Source organism: Flavobacterium sp. MDT1-60, from assembly GCF_014844035.1.
Taxonomy (GTDB): Bacteria; Bacteroidota; Bacteroidia; order Flavobacteriales; family Flavobacteriaceae; genus Flavobacterium.
On record NZ_CP062159.1, the window covers coordinates 3,410,877 to 3,428,269 of the forward strand.

General features: G+C 33.0%; 14 protein-coding genes. 7 read left to right on the forward strand and 7 right to left on the reverse strand.

Annotated features, from left to right (window positions below; genetic code table 11):
- The first annotated feature begins 190 nt into the window (after positions 1-190).
- From IHE43_RS14245 to IHE43_RS14255, 3 genes are all read left to right on the forward strand, one after another.
- Positions 191-1,525, forward strand: coding sequence for a DEAD/DEAH box helicase (locus tag IHE43_RS14245; protein ID WP_192184504.1), 1,335 nt, complete (start codon positions 191-193; stop codon positions 1,523-1,525).
- Positions 1,526-1,608: 83 nt separating this feature from the next.
- A complete protein-coding gene (locus IHE43_RS14250) occupies positions 1,609-2,136 on the forward strand; it encodes a GNAT family N-acetyltransferase (protein WP_192184505.1) in 528 nt (175 codons plus the stop codon).
- 125 nt (positions 2,137-2,261) lie between these two features.
- Positions 2,262-3,530, forward strand: a complete 1,269-nt coding sequence (locus IHE43_RS14255) for an NAD(P)/FAD-dependent oxidoreductase (protein WP_192184506.1) — start codon at positions 2,262-2,264, stop codon at positions 3,528-3,530.
- Between the two features lie 47 nt (positions 3,531-3,577).
- On the opposite strand, the gene IHE43_RS14260 is transcribed toward IHE43_RS14255, so the two are convergent.
- Positions 3,578-3,829, reverse strand: coding sequence for a DUF4242 domain-containing protein (locus tag IHE43_RS14260; protein ID WP_192184507.1), 252 nt, complete (start codon positions 3,827-3,829; stop codon positions 3,578-3,580).
- A gap of 155 nt (positions 3,830-3,984) precedes the next feature.
- Complete coding sequence (locus IHE43_RS14265; RefSeq protein WP_192184508.1) at positions 3,985-5,214, reverse strand: multidrug effflux MFS transporter; 1,230 nt, start codon at positions 5,212-5,214, stop codon at positions 3,985-3,987.
- 150 nt (positions 5,215-5,364) lie between these two features.
- On the opposite strand from IHE43_RS14265, the gene IHE43_RS14270 reads away from it, so the two are divergent.
- From IHE43_RS14270 to IHE43_RS14285, 4 genes are all read left to right on the forward strand, one after another.
- Positions 5,365-5,781, forward strand: coding sequence for a hypothetical protein (locus IHE43_RS14270; protein WP_192184509.1), 417 nt, complete (start codon positions 5,365-5,367; stop codon positions 5,779-5,781).
- Between the two features lie 109 nt (positions 5,782-5,890).
- The gene (locus IHE43_RS14275; RefSeq protein WP_192184510.1) at positions 5,891-6,274 is read left to right on the forward strand and encodes a hypothetical protein; all 384 of its coding nucleotides are present in this window, start codon (positions 5,891-5,893) and stop codon (positions 6,272-6,274) included.
- A 428-nt stretch (positions 6,275-6,702) separates the two neighbouring features.
- Positions 6,703-8,619, forward strand: coding sequence for a DUF294 nucleotidyltransferase-like domain-containing protein (locus IHE43_RS14280; protein ID WP_192184511.1), 1,917 nt, complete (start codon positions 6,703-6,705; stop codon positions 8,617-8,619).
- 3 nt (positions 8,620-8,622) lie between these two features.
- Positions 8,623-9,219 (forward strand): PolC-type DNA polymerase III, encoded by a 597-nt coding sequence (locus IHE43_RS14285; RefSeq protein ID WP_192184512.1) that lies wholly within the window; start codon positions 8,623-8,625, stop codon positions 9,217-9,219.
- A gap of 64 nt (positions 9,220-9,283) precedes the next feature.
- On the opposite strand, the gene acs is transcribed toward IHE43_RS14285, so the two are convergent.
- From acs to ilvD, 5 genes are all read right to left on the reverse strand, one after another.
- Positions 9,284-11,194, reverse strand: coding sequence for an acetate--CoA ligase (gene acs, locus IHE43_RS14290; protein WP_192184513.1), 1,911 nt, complete (start codon positions 11,192-11,194; stop codon positions 9,284-9,286).
- A gap of 485 nt (positions 11,195-11,679) precedes the next feature.
- Entirely contained in the window at positions 11,680-13,149 is a 1,470-nt protein-coding gene (ilvC, locus tag IHE43_RS14295; RefSeq protein WP_192184514.1) for a ketol-acid reductoisomerase, read from the reverse strand.
- Between the two features lie 42 nt (positions 13,150-13,191).
- Positions 13,192-13,713, reverse strand: coding sequence for an acetolactate synthase small subunit (ilvN, locus tag IHE43_RS14300; RefSeq protein ID WP_056191322.1), 522 nt, complete (start codon positions 13,711-13,713; stop codon positions 13,192-13,194).
- Positions 13,714-13,799: 86 nt separating this feature from the next.
- Positions 13,800-15,488, reverse strand: a complete 1,689-nt coding sequence (gene ilvB, locus IHE43_RS14305) for a biosynthetic-type acetolactate synthase large subunit (RefSeq protein ID WP_192184515.1) — start codon at positions 15,486-15,488, stop codon at positions 13,800-13,802.
- A 148-nt stretch (positions 15,489-15,636) separates the two neighbouring features.
- On the reverse strand, positions 15,637-17,310 hold the full coding sequence (gene ilvD / locus IHE43_RS14310; protein WP_192184516.1) for a dihydroxy-acid dehydratase: 1,674 nt from the start codon (positions 17,308-17,310) through the stop codon (positions 15,637-15,639).
- Positions 17,311-17,393: the final 83 nt, after the last annotated feature.

Genomic DNA, 17,393 nt, shown 5'->3' on the forward strand with positions numbered 1-17,393 from the left:
AGTTTCAAAAGACTATCATTTTGAAAAAGGAGAAATCATATTACAAAGCATCGCATTGCATGCTAAGGATTATGTGATTTCTCCTTCGTCGAAATGATAAAAAGAATCGAAGATTCTATAAAATCATTTTAATCTGAGTAATCTGTGGCAGAAATCTAAAATCTAAAATCAGAACTCTAAAATACAAGTTATGTCTAAACAATTCTCAGCATTAGGAGTTTCAGCACCAATATTAAAAGCATTAAGCGAATTAAACATTGTTGAACCGACAGAAATTCAACAAAAAACAATTCCGCTTTTACTGTCTGAAACGCACGATGTAGTTGGTTTAGCCAAAACAGGAACCGGAAAAACAGCTGCCTTTGGATTGCCATTATTGCAGTTAATTAATACCGAAATAGCAACAGTTCAAGCTATAATTTTAGTTCCGACAAGAGAACTTGGACAACAAATATTTAGAAATTTAGAAGATTTTGGAAAACATATTCCAAATATATCTATAGCTTCAACTTGTGGTGGAATCCCAATAAAACCACAAATTGAACGTCTAACACAGCCAACACAAATTGTTGTGGCAACACCAGGGCGTTTAATTGATTTAATTCAGCGTAAAGCAATTGACTTAAAACAAACTCAGTATTTAGTTTTAGATGAAGCCGATGAAATGGTTTCTATCCTAAAAGAAAGTTTGGACGAAATTGTAGCCGAACTTCCTAAAAAACATCGCACTTTATTATTTTCAGCAACTTTGCCTGGAACAATAAAACAACTGATTCAGAATTACTTAAATAAAAATGTAGTTCAGGTAAGTGCCAATATGGAAACTGTTGGTAACCAAGGAATAGATCATGAATATATTGTAGTTGACCCGATTGAAAAATTAGATGTTTTGATGCACTTTTTAAATTCTAAAGAAGGAGAACGCGGAATTATTTTCTGTAAAACCAAAGCTGCAGTCAATAAATTAGCTAAAAATCTGGCCATAAACCGTTTTTCTTCAGGAGCACTTCATGGAAGCTTGTCTCAGGGAATTCGTGACAGAATTATGGAGCAATTTCGTGAAGGACACATCAATATTTTAGTTGCAACCGATTTAGCTGCAAGGGGAATTGACGTAAAAGAGATCTCTTATGTGGTCAATTATCATTTGCCGGACACTTACGAAACTTACGTTCACAGAAGTGGAAGAACGGCAAGGGCAGGAGCAAAGGGGCTTTCTTTAACCGTTTTGCAGGAGGAAGAAGTAATTGAAATTCCGGAATTTGAAAAAGAATTAGGAATTAAATTTACCAAATTTCAAAAACCATCAGTAATAAGTTTAGAAGAAAACAATACGCTTTTATGGGCGAAGCAAATCTTCAAAACAAAGCCAAATCACGATATTTCAGCTGATTTAAAAACAAAAGTAAAAACCGTTTTTCATCATCTTACCAAAGATGAATTGATAGAGAAATTAATGGCAAATTACGTTTTACAAAACAAAGTTGAAGTAACAGAAAAGCCTGTTAAAAAATTCAAAAAGTAATATTTGAAGCCATTGATTTAGCTGATTTATGTTGTATTTTTATAAGCAAATGAAAATTTGAATTATAAAAATACAATTTGACAATGGCAGAAAATATCCAAATAAAAAAAATATCCCTAAACGAGATTGACCAATTACAAAAAATCGGGCGACAAACTTTTTATGAAACATTTTCAGAAGCAAATTCTGAAGAAAATATGAAAAATTATCTGGAAAGAGGGTTTTCATATGAAAAGCTTACAGCTGAACTTACAGATGAAAACTCTGAATTTTACTTCGCAACCCTTAATAATGAAGTAATCGGATATTTGAAAATTAATTTCGGATCCTCTCAAACCGAATTAAAAAACGATAAAACTCTTGAAATCGAAAGAATCTATGTTTCAAAAGAATTTCATGGAAAAAAAATCGGACAATTGCTTTATGACAAAGCTATCGAAATAGCAAAACAAAAAAATAGTGAATATGTATGGCTGGGTGTCTGGGAGGAAAATCTTAGAGCATTAAGTTTTTATAGAAAAAATGGTTTTGTTGAATTTGACAAACATATTTTTAAGCTAGGAAATGATGAGCAAACCGACCTTATGATGAAACTAAAATTGGATAATTAATTCTGAAAATATTTAACATAAATCTTAAAATTGGTTTTTGTATGTGGAATTATAATGTTAAATTTATACAACTGCTATAAGCAGAAATAGTTTTATTCATAGAGGCCTACTTAATAACAACATATATGAACATAGTAATTATAGGAGGTGGTTTTGCAGGAATCAATCTCGCAAAAGAGCTTGTAAACCACCCACAAATACAAGTAACCCTTGTAGACAAAAACAATTATAACTTTTTCCCACCACTTATATACCAGGTTGCTACGGCATTTTTAGAACCTTCAAGTATCAGTTATCCTTTCAGAAAATTTTTTGCAGGCAAAAAGAATCTGCAATTTCGTTTAGGAGAATTACTTTCTGTTGTTCCTGAAGAAAATAAAATAATTCTCAACAATGGAGAATTGACCTATGATCATTTGGTTTTTGCTACGGGAGCTGAAACAAGCTACTTTGGCATGGAAAACGTGATGAAAAACGCCATTCCGATGAAAACCTTAAATGATGCCATCGAAATGCGTAATGCATTACTTAAAAACCTTGAGAAAGCCGCAATTACCAAAGATATACGCAAACGCCGTAAATTATTAACGATTGTTGTCGCAGGAGGAGGGCCTACAGGAGTAGAAGTTTCCGGAATGTTTGCAGAAATGCGAAAAAATATTTTACTGAAAGAATACCCGGAATTAGAAACGTCAGCCAGTAATGTTTATTTGGTAGATGGAGGTGATGCATTGTTATCACCAATGAGCGAAGCTTCTCAAAAAGATACATTAGAGGCACTTACAAAATTGGGCGTTGTAGTTAAACTTCATACTCGCGTTACAGATTATGTTGATGATACTGTGTTTTTTGAAAACGGAGAAACCATCAAAACCAAAAATTTAATTTGGGCAGCAGGAGTTTCTGCCAAACTTTTTGAAGGAATTCCGAAAGAAAGTTATGGTCGCGGAAGACGTATGGCAACTGATCAATATAGTAAGGTAAACGGGCTTCAGAATATTTATGCTATTGGTGATACTGCTATCTTAGCCGGAGATAAAAATTTCCCTGACGGACATCCGCAGGTGGCTCAGGTTGCTATTCAGCAAGGATTAAATTTGGCAAAAAACTTTAAAGCAATGGCTCAGAGCAAACCTCTTAAACCTTTTGTTTACAATGATAAAGGCTCAATGGCTATTATCGGAAAAAATAAAGCTGTAGTTGATTTACCAAATCCTAAATGGCATTTTAATGGTTTTTTTGCCTGGATTATTTGGTTGTTTATTCATTTAATTTCGCTAATAACTTATAGAAACAGATTAAAGACTTTTTGGAACTGGATGATCGCTTATTTCGCCAGAGATCAATCTCTAAGAATGATTATCAGACCTGATAAAAAACAACAAATTGAATGATAAATCTAAATTATATAAAAAAGCCAGAATAAATTCTGGCTTTTTTATTATTCGGCGGTCGTTGGATCTATAATACCAAAAACCTCACTAACTGAATTGGCATGTTCATAAACCATTTCTTCATTTGGAGCAATGTATATACAATACAGTTTATCGCTTGTAATATAACTGTTTACCCATTGAATTTGAGTTCCTAATTGATTAAGTACACCACATGAGGCTTGCGAAATACTTTTTAACTGATCAGATGTAAGTTTACCGGCATTTGGGATTTCCCTTTCAATAACATATTTAGGCATAATAATTAAAAGTTTATTTTCCTACTCGTGTGGCTTTTCGGTTTCGCCCCGTTTTTCAAAATGGTTTCTGGGTTCCATTTAATTTTAAGCAGTATAAAATTACGAAATAAACAACACTAAATCACTTAAAAACAGTATTTTAAATATTCAAAATATCAATGCCTAACGGATATTTCATTTTCAGTATCTACCGCTACCTGTTCCTTGATAAATCGTTTACCAACGTTCAAAACAACAAGGGCAATCAAAGTTGTTACGGTCATAATGAGAACCATTGGAGCAACAGAATCTTTCACAAAAACTCCGACAGCAAAAGAAGCCAGCGCGCCCAAACCTAGTTGAATTGCACCCATCAAGGCTGAAGCACTTCCTGCATTTTTAGCAAAGGGAGCCATTGTAAGTCCGGCCGTATTTGGGTTTGAGATTCCTAAGCAGCCTAGAAATAAAAATAACATTGTTATTGTTTGATATAAGCCCAAAAGATCGTTTAGTGCCAGTATTAAGAAGATAATACTAATTACAGACTGAGAAATTAGTGCTGCAAAAATCATTTGTTCACTAGAAAATTTCCTTAACAAAACCGAATTTAATTGACTAGAACCAATAAAACTTACAGACATAAAAGCAAAAATCCAACCGTATGTTTTGGCATCAACATGATAAATGTCCATAAAAACTATAGGAGAGGCCGCTACGTATGTAAATAACCCGGAAAATGCTATAGAACCAGTAAAAGCGTAAGTATAAAATTGTGGTTCTTTCAACACTTTTAGGAAATTAGAAATAATTGGCTTTGGTTTTAATGAAATACTAGTATCTGGTTTATAACTATTTGGCAAACCAATCTGTGAGGCGATTAAAATAGCAACTCCCATACACATCAAAATAAAAAACACGGTATGCCAGCCGTAATCTTCAGTTACATAACCACCAATTGTTGGCGCTAACATCGGCGAAAGCCCAAGAACAAGCATTAATAAGGAAAAAACTTTCGGAATATCTTTCACCGGAAATAAATCACGAACCATTGCCACAGAAGCTACTGTTGCAGCACAACTACCAATAGCCTGAATAAAACGTAATCCGATAAAAGTGTCTATATCAGTTACATAAACACAGCCGAGTGAAGCTAAAATATAAACCATCAAACCCATAAATAAAGGTTTTTTTCGTCCAAAACGGTCTAACAAAGGTCCGTATAGTAATTGCCCGGCAGAGATTCCAATAAAATAACTTGACAAACTCATCGAAACTTTTGCTACAGTTGTGTGTAAATCTTTTGCAATACCCGAAAAACCAGGTAAATACATGTCAATTGAAAAAGGACCAAGCGCTGTCAATGAACCTAAAATAAGAATTAGTTGTATATATTTCTTTGTTGTCATTTTCTTAAAAGATTGCTTTTTATTTTCGGCAAAGGTAAATATTTAGTACCTTGTTAGGTAGAGAAACTCTTTATATCTTAAAAAGACTGGTTTTTCTGCATATTCGGCTTTCAAAAGTGTTTTGAAAACGATTAATCTAAAATAAAAAACATGAAAAAGTACATTTTACTATTAGCCTTTATCACAACAACCATTTCATTTGCTCAAACCATTACATCTAAACAAGAAGATGCAAACGCAGCACAATATGCTTTGCTTCAAAAAGTAAACGAATTTTATCCGGACATTACATTGAGTAAAACAGTCACTAATTTTTATGCTGACGGAAAAATAATTGATTCACAACAAGAATTTAAATTAAAAGGAACCAAATTTTCCAGTTATAAAATTGGAATTGAACCTGATAATAAAAAAGTATTGTTCGAATATGTTTCAGATGAAAACGGAAAAGTTTACGGAGATGTTTCTCTTTTTAAAGGGAGTGTTTTAAGAACAACATTTACTGAAAAAACCGGAGAAGTTGAAGTTTCGTTAAATGGTAAAGCTGTTTACCAAACAAAAATTTAATTCTGAAATGTATATTAAACTATCCTTTTTGATAGAAAAAAGCATCACGTTTGTGATGCTTTTTTAATTTATATTTGAGTCACAAAATAAATGTCAAAATTTTCTCAAAATGAAAAAAATCGTCTTATTGTTATTATTTGTTTCTTTTTCAACATATGCACAAACAAATCTGTTTACAGGAACCTGGATCAATGAAAATTGTAAGGACTGTAGCAAAAAATATATTTTTAAAATTACTATAGCGCAATCTAATAACAAGATTGTGGGAACTGCAGAAATTATAAGTGATAATGCAGAATTAAATTCTGGTGTTATGGATGTTACTGGTTATGTATATGTTCTTGGGGAAAAAGCGCAGATAAAAATTAAAGCTGAAAATGGTCAGTCAACAAATGCAGTATTATTTGCAAACGAGAATCTTTTACAATTTATCAAAAGAGGCGGTTCTGATTTAGTACCAGATGAAACAATTCTGACAAAGCTATCTGAATAAGTTCGCTTAGATAGATTAGAATCAAGGAACAATAAAGTGTTGACAGCCAAATTTAAAGCATATGCAGAATGACCTATAATTTATATTATGTAAAATAGAAAATTCTTAAAAACATATCCCTCTTCAATTATACCTGGCAGTTACTTTATTTACTCCGCGTACAACAAATAGCAAAATAGTATAAATAAAATTAAATCTAACACTTTAAATTCTGCTTCTATTTAATAATTTACTGTTATTAAAAGCTTTGCGGTAAAACGAAAGTTAAATAATAAAGATATTAATCAATAAAAAATCATTTTAAAGCTTATAAAACTGTAAATTTTAACATTTCTTTAAAATAATTACATTCTGATAAAGATGCTTTCATTGTAAGAGTTTATTTTATTATTTTTACATTCGATACTTTAAAAAAATTATCAAAACATATGAATACAATTGCTGAGCATATTGCCGATTTTTTAAAAGAATACCCGCCATTTGATAATTTGACTTTTCAGGAATTATCTGATATTGCAATCAATATCCGAGTTATCAATTTAGAAAAACATACCGTATTGTTTCAAAACAATGACGCGCTTCATGATAGTTTTTATGTTGTGGCGTCTGGTGTCATTAATTTAACTACAATTGCGGATGCCGAGGAAACAATTATCAATAAATGCCATGAAGGAGATATTTTTGGTTTAAGACCATTTTTTGCCAAAAATAATTATATGATGACTGCGAAAGCACGTGAAGAAAGTATTATTTACGCTATTCCGATCGCTGTTTTCAGACCTTTTGTGGCTAATAATTCTGATGTTTTAAATTTTTTACTAGAAAGTTTTGCTGTAAATTCAAGACACACTAAAGACAGTGTAAATTCTAATGGAAAAGTAATTTCTGACACCTCTTTTTATGTAGATCAGGGATCAGAAATGCAATATATACAGTCACTTAGCTATAACAATTCACCTTTAACAACTGAAGCAAATCATATTGTTAAAGATGTTGCTATTTTAATGACTGAGGCCATGGTTGATAATATCATTGTATGCGAGAAAAACAAACCAATTGGGATTGTTACTGCTACAGATTTATCATCTAAAATTGCTACAGGGCGCTATCCTATTACTGAAACGATTGATAAAATCATGTCTTCGCCAGTGGTTACCGTAATTGAAAATGTGTCACTTGCCGAAGCTCAGTTATTAATGCTAAAACACAACGTAACGCACTTATGTGTTACTAAAGACGGTACAAGTAAATCTGCTGTTAAAGGAATTATTTCTGAGCACGATCTAATTGTTGCTCAAGCCAGTAATCCTGGTGTTTTGATAAAAGAAATTAAACGTTCACAGCTTCCGAAGGACTTAAAACAAATTCGTGATCGTTTGTCTGATTTGATTCAGAATTCTATTCAGAAAAATATTCCAATTTCACATATTAGTAATATTGCCAGTGAAATTAATCTTGCTATAATTAAACGCGCCGTTGAGTTATCAATTTTAGACTTAGGCTCACCTCCTGCTCGATTTGCATGGTTAAGTATAGGTAGCCAAGGACGTAAAGAGCAACTTTTATTAACAGATCAGGATAGTATTTTAATATTTGAAGATGTTACACCTGAGAAATACAGAGAAACAAAAGATTATTTTTTAAGACTGGCTAAAAGAGCAACGGCTATATTAGAAAAAGTGGGTTATGAATATTGCCCAAATGGTCATATGGGAAGTAATATGTTATGGTGTAAGTCTTTGACTGACTGGACAAAACAATACAACAGTTGGATGAATACTCCAGGTGAAAATAGTAATGACCTGAGTAGTATTTTCTTTGATTACGAGATCGTTTTTGGAGAGCCAAAAATTGAGGAAGTAATTGAAAACGTTATTTTCAAAAATGCTGTAAATAATACTTTATTCTTTGACTTTTTAGGAAACGATGCCTTAAAGAAAAATTCTCCTTTAAGTTTCTTCAAAAAATTCATTGTAGAAGAAGAAGGTCCGCACAAAACAAAATTTGACATTAAAACCCGTGCATTAATGCCTTTGATTGATGGCGCGCGTTTGCTAATTTTGAATGCCAATATAAAAGGAATAAAAAATACCTATTTAAGATTTAAACAGTTAGCAATAACCGACTCTAAAAATGCTGAAATATATTTAAGTTGTGCTGAAGCTTTTTTAACATTATCAAAGTTTAGAACTGTTGAAGGATTGAAAAATGATGATTCAGGACAATACATCAATCTTAGAGAAATGTCTAAGACAGATAAGGAAAAATTGAAAAATGCTTTGACACCAATGAAAGATCTTGAGGAATTAATTAAGAGTAAATTTCAACTTACCCAATTCTCATAATATATGCTAGACTGGTTAAAAAATATCAATAAAGAGTATCCGGATTTCTGGAAAGACTATTTAACGAAATTCGAAACAAAACCCAATAGATTTGTGGTTTTATCGACTGAAACTTCAGGATTAAATCCCGATAAAGATGTTATTTTATCTTTAGGAGCATTTTCAGTTATTGACGACGGTATTGTAATTAAAGATAATTTTGAATCGGTTTTGCTGCAATATAAATACCTGCAGGATAACGGACTTTCAAATGAGTTTATCATTGAAAGTAAAATGATAAAAATGCCGGAACCAGATGCACTAGAAGCTTTTATAAAATTCCTCGGAAATGCAATTTTAGTCGGCCATCATATTAACTTTGATATCGAAATGCTGAACTCAGCCTTGGAGCGCCTGGATTGTGGCAGAATAAAAAATGAAGCTTTGGATGTTGATATCATGTATAGAAAATTGATGGATGTGAATGACAAACAGTTTTCGTTGGATGATTTATGCGAAATATATAAAATTCCAAAAAGCGATCGAAATTCATCTGCCGAAGATGCGTACAGAATTGCGCTTTTGTTTTTAAAATTAAAATCAAGATTGGGGATAAAATAAAGTCTAACCATATAAAAAATGCCTCTTAATTTTAAGAGGCATTTTATTTCTATTTATTTCAGAATTAAGAAATTCTTTCTTTCATAATTTCTTCAACAATCTCAGGATTCAATAATGTTGAAGTATCTCCAAAATTAGAAAAATCTCCTTCAGCTATTTTACGTAAAATTCTACGCATAATTTTTCCGGAACGTGTTTTTGGTAAACCAGAAACAAACTGAATTTTATCTAATTTAGCAATTGGTCCAATATGATCTGCAATATATTGATTAATCTCTTTAGTCAGGTTTTCTTTATTTCTAACTTCTCCCGTTTCTTTTAAGATTACATAACCATAAAGAGCATTTCCTTTAATATCATGCGGGAAACCAACAATAGCAGATTCTGCTACAGCCTGATGTTCGTTAATTGCATCTTCAATAGGGGCTGTTCCTAAATTATGACCAGAAACAATAACAACGTCATCTACTCTACCGGTAATTCTGTAATATCCAACTTCGTCTCTAAGAGCTCCATCTCCCGTAAAATATTTCCCAGGGAAAGAAGAAAAATAGGTGTCTTTGTAACGTTGGTGATCTCCCCAAATAGTTCTCGCAATTCCAGGCCATGGAAATTTAATACATAAACTTCCAACTACTTGGTTTCCTTCAATCTCATTGCGTTTTTCATCCATCAAAACAGGCTGAATTCCTGGTAATGGTAAAGTTGCATAAGTTGGTTTTGTTGGTGTTACAAAAGCAATTGGCGAAATCATGATTCCACCTGTTTCTGTTTGCCACCATGTATCAACCACTGGACATCTTTTATCTCCTACGTGGTCATTAAACCAGTGCCAGGCTTCTTCGTTGATTGGTTCTCCAACTGACCCAATAACTTTTAATGATTTTAGAGGATATTTTTGAATATAATCTAAACTTTCTTTTGCTAAAGAACGAATTGCAGTTGGCGCTGTATAGAATTGTGTGATTTTATGTTTTTCAATAATATCCCAAAAACGGCTAAAGTCAGGGTAAGATGGAACTCCTTCAAAAATTACAGTTGTTCCTCCGTTTAATAATGGTCCGTATAAGATGTACGAATGTCCGGTAATCCAACCAATATCAGCAGTACACCAGAAAATATCATTTTCTTCGTGAGCAAAAACATTTTTAAAAGTATACGCTGTATAAACCATATATCCGGCTGTGGTATGCACCATTCCTTTTGGTTTTCCAGTAGAACCTGAAGTATATAAGATAAATAAAGGATCTTCAGCATCCATGATTTCAGCAACACTATTATCTAGGGCTGCATCTAATAAAGGCTGTAACCATTCGTCACGACCTTCTTTCATTTTAATATTAGTTTGAGTTCTTTTCACCACTAAAACTTTAGAAACTGATGGACAAGAATCTAATGCTTCGTCTACAATTCCTTTAAGATCAATAGTTTTGTTTCCTCTATAACCACCATCAGATGTGATTACCATTTTGCATTCGCAATCATTAATTCTGGCAGAAACTGCAGAAGCTGAAAATCCGGCAAAAATCACAGAGTGAATAGCTCCAATTCTCGCACAGGCTAAAACAGCAACAGCCAATTCCGGAATCATTGGTAAATAAATACAAACTCTGTCTCCTTTACGCACGCCCTGATCACGCAGTACGTTCGCCATTTTAGAAACTCTTTCGTAAAGTTCGTTATATGTTATATGCAAAGCTTCTTCAGAAGGATCATTCGGTTCAAAAATAATAGCCGTTTTTTCTCCTCTTTTACTTAAATGTCTATCGATACAATTTTTTGTAATATTAACTTTAGCTTCAGTAAACCATTTTACTTCGGCATCAGCCATATTAAAATCAACTACTTTATCCCATTGTTGATACCAAGTGAAATTTTCCTCAGCTATTTTTCCCCAGAATTTCCTTGGTTCTCTTATTGACTTATTGTAATGTTTAAAATATTGTTCTAAATTTTCAATTTTATAATAACTCATATGTTTTTGGAATTTTTTTATAAATGTATTAAATATCAGCGTATTCTTAAAATTATTTAATTCATAAATTTTGACAAAAAAAAACACATATTAAAAAAAACACAATCTTTTAATATATATAATTTAAAATTTTAGTTTTTCGCGTAAAAATACATATTGCAAAAAAGGCATGATAAATAAATACCATGCCTTTTTAATTTTAACAATTTCAATAACAATTAATTTCTTGTAATCTGCATTTTTATTTTGAAAATAGCAGCAGCTTTATTAATTAAAATAGAAATCTCTACAAGTATATCTATTACTAAACATACCCCATTATAAAGGGATTACCTCACTTAACTTGCTTAAAGAAGTTAAGTGAATGCAATATTGCATCTATATTCTTTTTTCTTAATAAGTGCTTACTAATTCAAAATATTAAATAAAACAGAGATACAGTGCAAATCCCATCACAGTCGAATGTGTGGTAATTCCCCAATTTATTATCCAATTTTTTTCATTGCTGTCATAGATTCTCTCAACCATGCTCCTACTTCTTCGATAGGGTGTTGACGAATTTCTTTGTTAACCGCAATTAAAATAGCATTATCTACTCCGTTTGAAGTTGAAAATGGTTTTCCGATTACATTTGTTTCAACAGTTTTCATGTATTCAGTTAATAACGGCTTACAAGCGTGATCGAATAAATAACATCCGTATTCAGCTGTATCCGAAATAACGCGGTTCATTTCAAACAATTTCTTTCTTGCAATTGTATTTGCAATCAATGGCAATTCGTGTAATGACTCATAATAAGCTGATTCTTCAATGATTCCGGCTTCTGTCATAGTTTCAAAAGCTAATTCAACTCCAGCTTTTACCATTGCAATCATTAAAACTCCATTGTCAAAATATTCTTGTTCAGCTATTGGAGCATCAGTTGGAGGAGTTTTTTCGAAATTAGTTTCTCCTGTTGCAGCTCTCCATGTCAATAAATTTTTATCGTCATTAGCCCAGTCGATCATCATAGTTCTTGAGAATTCTCCAGAAATAATATCATCTTGATGTTTTTGAAATAACGGACGCATGATATCTTTTAATTCTTCAGCAATTTCGTAAGCTTCGATTTTTGCAGGGTTAGAAAGACGGTCCATCATATTTGTGATACCACCATGTTTCAAAGCTTCAGTGATAGTTTCCCATCCGTACTGAATTAATTTTGAAGCATACGCTGGTTCGATTCCTTTTTCAACCATTTTATCAAAACATAAAATAGATCCCGTTTGCAACAATCCACAAAGAATAGTTTGCTCACCCATTAAATCTGATTTTACTTCAGCTACAAATGATGATTTCAAAACTCCTGCTTTATGACCTCCGGTTGCTACAGCGTAAGCTTTTGCCTGATCTAAACCAAAACCGTTTGGATCATTTTCAGGGTGAACTGCAATTAAAGTTGGTACACCAAATCCTCTTTTGTATTCTTCACGAACCTCAGATCCAGGACATTTAGGAGCACACATAATTACTGTGATATCTTTACGAATTTGCATTCCCTCTTCAACAATATTAAATCCGTGGGAGTATGCCAAAGTCGAGCCTTGTTTCATTAATGGCATAATAGCCGTAACTACAGCTGTATGTTGTTTATCCGGAGTTAAATTACAAACTAAGTCTGCAGTTGGAATTAATTCTTCATATGTACCTACAGTAAAACCATTTTCAGTAGCATTTTTATAAGAAGCTCTTTTTTCAGCGATTGCATCTGCACGTAATGCATATGAAATGTTTAAACCTGAATCTCTCATGTTTAAACCTTGATTCAATCCTTGTGCACCACAACCTACAATAACAACTTTTTTCCCTGCCAATGCTGCGATTCCGTCTGCAAATTCAGATTGCTCCATAAATTCACAAACTCCTAATTGTTCTAATTGTAATCTAAGTGGTAATGTGTTGAAATAATTTGCCATTTTTTTTTAAAATATTTAATGATATGTAATTTATAATTGATACTAATTAAGAGCTTCTAACAATGATGAAATTTCCATCTTTTCTTTAGAAACAGATATTCTGCCTGAACGCACAAATTGCATAATACCGTAAGGTTTAAATTTGGCATATAATTCTTCAATTTCTGAACGTCTTCCCGATTTTGAAATCACAAAGAAATCACGAGAAACGGTCACAATTGTAGATTGGCTTTCTTTAATGATATTCTGAATTTGTTTTTCATCAAACAACAAACTTGACTGTATTTTGAATAGAGCATTTTCCAAATAAATAGTTTCTTCATCTGTATGATAAAATGCTTTTATTACTTCAATTTGTTTTTCTATTTGTCCAACGATATTCTGAACCCATTTTTCAGTTGTATCCACTACTATAATAAAACGAGACACATTCTCTATCTCTGATTCTGAAACGTTTAAACTTAATATATTAATGTGACGCTTTAAGAATATTCCTGATATTCTATTCAATAAGCCCACGTTATTTTCTGAGTATACCGATATGGTAAATGTTTTATCTTCCATTTGTTTTTTTAGTTTATTTTGTTTCAGGTTTCATGTTTCAAGTTTTGCTTAACTTGGAACATGAAACCTGAAACCTGAAACTTTTTTTAGCTTAATCTGATTTCAGAAACACAAGCTCCTGTTGGAATCATTGGAAAAACATTGTTTTCCTTTTCTACCATAACCTCTAAGAAATAAGAATCTTTTGAAGCCATCATTTCGGCTACAGCAGCATCTAAATCTTCTCTTTGTGTTACTTTTTTAGACTTGATATGATATCCTTCAGCGATTGCAACAAAATTCGGATTGATCATTTTTGTTGAAGCATATCTGTTATCAAAGAACAATTCCTGCCATTGACGTACCATACCTAAAAACTCATTATTTAAAATGACAATTTTTACCGGCACTTGTGTCTGGAAAATAGTTCCTAATTCCTGAATGGTCATCTGGAATCCACCATCACCAATAATAGCTACCACTTCACGATCTGGCCTTCCCATCTTAGCTCCAATAGCAGCTGGTAAAGCAAATCCCATGGTTCCTAAACCACCAGAAGTAATATTACTTTTAGTCGAATTAAATTTTGCATAACGGCAAGCAAACATTTGGTGTTGGCCAACATCTGAAACGATAATCGCATCACCTTTTGAGTGTTTATTGATCATTTCCATGGTTTCCCCCATCGAAATACCTTTACCATTGGTTGGATTTAATTCTTCATTTATAACAGATTCCACTTCTATTTTATACAATTCTTTGAATTCATTATGCCATGAATCGTGTGATCTTTTTTCAATTAAAGGCAATATTGCATTTAAAGCTTCTTTAACATCACCTAAAACTGCTACTTCAGTTTTTACGTTTTTATCAATTTCAGCAGGATCAATTTCAAAGTGAATTACTTTTGCCTGTTTTGCGTAAGTCGCTAACTTTCCAGTAACCCGGTCATCAAAACGCATTCCCAATGCAATTAAAACATCACATTCGTTTGTTAACATATTAGGACCATAATTTCCATGCATTCCTAACATCCCAACGTTTAAAGGATGATCTGTTGGTAAAGCTGAAAGTCCTAAAATAGTCCAACCTGCTGGTACGCCTGATTTTTCAATAAAAGCTTTTAGTTGTTCTTCGGCCTGACCGAGAATAATTCCCTGACCAAAAACAATAAATGGTTTTTTAGCATTGTTGATCAAAGCAGCAGCTTCTGCTACTTTATCTAATTTTAATTTAGGAACAGGATTGTAACTTCTGATTCCTGTACATTTTTCATAACTAAATTCGAACTCATCAAACTGAGCGTTTTTAGTAATATCAATCAAAACAGGGCCTGGACGACCAGAACGTGCGATATAAAACGCTTTTGCAATGATTTCAGGAATTTCTGAAGCTTCAGTAATCTGATAATTCCATTTGGTAACCGGAGTTGAAATTCCGATAATATCAGTTTCCTGAAAAGCATCAGAACCTAATAAATGTTTTCCAACCTGACCTGTAATACAAACCATTGGCGTTGAATCGATTTGAGCATCTGCAATTCCTGTAACTAAATTTGTTGCTCCCGGTCCAGAAGTAGCAATTGCCACCCCTACTTTTCCAGTAGCTCTGGCATATCCCTGAGCTGCATGAGTTGCACCTTGTTCGTGACGTACTAAAACATGGTGTAATTGGTCCTGAAATTTATATAATTCGTCATAAACCGGCATGATTGCTCCTCCCGGATATCCATAAACCAAGTCTACTCCTTCTGCTAATAAACATCTTATAACGGCTTCTGCCCCTGATATTTTCATAGTATATTTTTTCTCAAAAATCAATATCAAAAATCAATTTCAAAATTCAATCGCAATGTCAAGAATCAATCTTAATTGATCTATTTATTATTGCTATCGATTTTTCTTATTGTCATTGATATTGTAATTGACATTGTTATTTAATAAATTAATTATCGGTAACGCAACCTGTAGAAGCGCTTGAAACCGATCTTGCATATTTAAGCAAAACTCCTTTTGAAACTTTTAACGGTGGTTGAACCCAAGCCGCTTTTCTGGCTGCAAATTCTTCGTCAGATATTTTCAGGTTGATTGTATTTTTCACAGCGTCGATAGCAATTAAATCACCATCATTTACAAGTGCAATACCACCACCATCATAAGCCTCTGGTGTAATGTGACCTACCACAAATCCATGTGAACCTCCAGAGAACCTTCCGTCTGTAATAAGAGCAACGCTGCTTCCTAGTCCAGCTCCAATAATGGCCGATGTAGGTTTTAGCATCTCAGGCATCCCCGGACCACCTTTTGGTCCACAGTTCCTGATGACGACTACATCACCTGGTTTTACTTTTCCGGCCTGAATACCAGGAATAACATCAAATTCACCTTCAAAAATTACAGCAGGTCCTTCAAAAAACTCACCTTCTTTTCCACTTATTTTTGCAACACATCCTTCAGAAGCAAGGTTACCATATAAGATTTGAATATTTCCTGTTGTCTTTAATGCTTTTTGGATTTCATGTATTACCTCTTGTCCATCTTGTAAATCCGGTACTGAAGCTAAATTTTCAGCAACTGTTTTTCCTGTTACTGTTAAACAATCACCATGAATAAGTCCTTCTTTCAATAAATATTTCAATACAGCAGGAACTCCTCCAACAGCATGCAGATCTTCCATCATGTATTTACCACTTGGTTTTAAGTCAGCAAGTACAGGAGTTTTATCACTAATTCTTTGAAAATCATCGATTGTAATTTCAATATCAACTGAATGAGCCATAGCGATTAAGTGCATAACTGCATTTGTAGAACCTCCTAAAACTGCTACAAGGGTGATAGCATTTTCAAATGCCTTGCGAGTCATAATGTCTCTTGGCTTGATATCTTTTTCCAATAAATTTCTGATTGCTTTTCCGGCGTCCAGACATTCTTGTTTTTTTTCTTCACTCAAAGCAGGATTTGAAGAGCTGTATGGTAAACTCATTCCTAATGCTTCAATTGCAGAAGACATTGTATTTGCAGTGTACATTCCGCCACAAGCACCAGCTCCCGGACATGCATTTTGAATAACACCTTTATAATCTTCAGGAGAAATTGTATTGTTGAATTTTTTTCCTAATGCTTCAAAAGCAGAAACAATATTTAAAGATTCACCTTTCCATTTTCCAGAATGTATCGTTCCTCCATAAACCATAATAGCCGGACGATTTACTCTTCCCATTGCTATTAAAGCTCCTGGCATATTTTTATCACAACCCGGAATAGCAATTAAACTGTCGTAAAATTGTGCTCCCATAACAGTCTCAATAGAATCTGCAATTACATCACGTGAAACTAGTGAAAAACGCATTCCTTCAGTACCGTTTGAAATACCGTCACTAACACCAATGGTATTAAAAATAAGTCCGACTAAATCTGAATCCCAAACACCTTTTTTAACATCTTTAGCTAAATCATTCAGGTGCATGTTGCAGGTGTTACCATCGTAACCCATGCTCACAATACCTACTTGTGCTTTTTTCAAATCTTCTTCAGTTAAACCAATACCATACAACATGGCTTGCGCCGCAGGTTGTGTTTGATCTTGAGTGATGGTTTTGCTGTACTTATTTAATTCCATTATGTATTAATTTATTTTTAATTTTTATTCAAAAAAAAACCTTCCAGTATTTGGAAGGTTTATAATATAGTTTTTCAATTATA

What these genes read in the sequence shown, in the direction of transcription:
- IHE43_RS14245 (WP_192184504.1), top strand. Translation starts at nt 191, where the DNA reads ATGTCTAAACAATTCTCAGCATTAGGAGTTTCAGCACCAATATTAAAA.
- IHE43_RS14250 (WP_192184505.1), top strand. Translation starts at nt 1,609, where the DNA reads ATGGCAGAAAATATCCAAATAAAAAAAATATCCCTAAACGAGATTGAC.
- IHE43_RS14255 (WP_192184506.1), top strand. Translation starts at nt 2,262, where the DNA reads ATGAACATAGTAATTATAGGAGGTGGTTTTGCAGGAATCAATCTCGCA.
- IHE43_RS14260 (WP_192184507.1), bottom strand. Translation starts at nt 3,829, where the DNA reads ATGCCTAAATATGTTATTGAAAGGGAAATCCCAAATGCCGGTAAACTT.
- IHE43_RS14265 (WP_192184508.1), bottom strand. Translation starts at nt 5,214, where the DNA reads ATGACAACAAAGAAATATATACAACTAATTCTTATTTTAGGTTCATTG.
- IHE43_RS14270 (WP_192184509.1), top strand. Translation starts at nt 5,365, where the DNA reads ATGAAAAAGTACATTTTACTATTAGCCTTTATCACAACAACCATTTCA.
- IHE43_RS14275 (WP_192184510.1), top strand. Translation starts at nt 5,891, where the DNA reads ATGAAAAAAATCGTCTTATTGTTATTATTTGTTTCTTTTTCAACATAT.
- IHE43_RS14280 (WP_192184511.1), top strand. Translation starts at nt 6,703, where the DNA reads ATGAATACAATTGCTGAGCATATTGCCGATTTTTTAAAAGAATACCCG.
- IHE43_RS14285 (WP_192184512.1), top strand. Translation starts at nt 8,623, where the DNA reads ATGCTAGACTGGTTAAAAAATATCAATAAAGAGTATCCGGATTTCTGG.
- acs (WP_192184513.1), bottom strand. Translation starts at nt 11,194, where the DNA reads ATGAGTTATTATAAAATTGAAAATTTAGAACAATATTTTAAACATTAC.
- ilvC (WP_192184514.1), bottom strand. Translation starts at nt 13,149, where the DNA reads ATGGCAAATTATTTCAACACATTACCACTTAGATTACAATTAGAACAA.
- ilvN (WP_056191322.1), bottom strand. Translation starts at nt 13,713, where the DNA reads ATGGAAGATAAAACATTTACCATATCGGTATACTCAGAAAATAACGTG.
- ilvB (WP_192184515.1), bottom strand. Translation starts at nt 15,488, where the DNA reads ATGAAAATATCAGGGGCAGAAGCCGTTATAAGATGTTTATTAGCAGAA.
- ilvD (WP_192184516.1), bottom strand. Translation starts at nt 17,310, where the DNA reads ATGGAATTAAATAAGTACAGCAAAACCATCACTCAAGATCAAACACAA.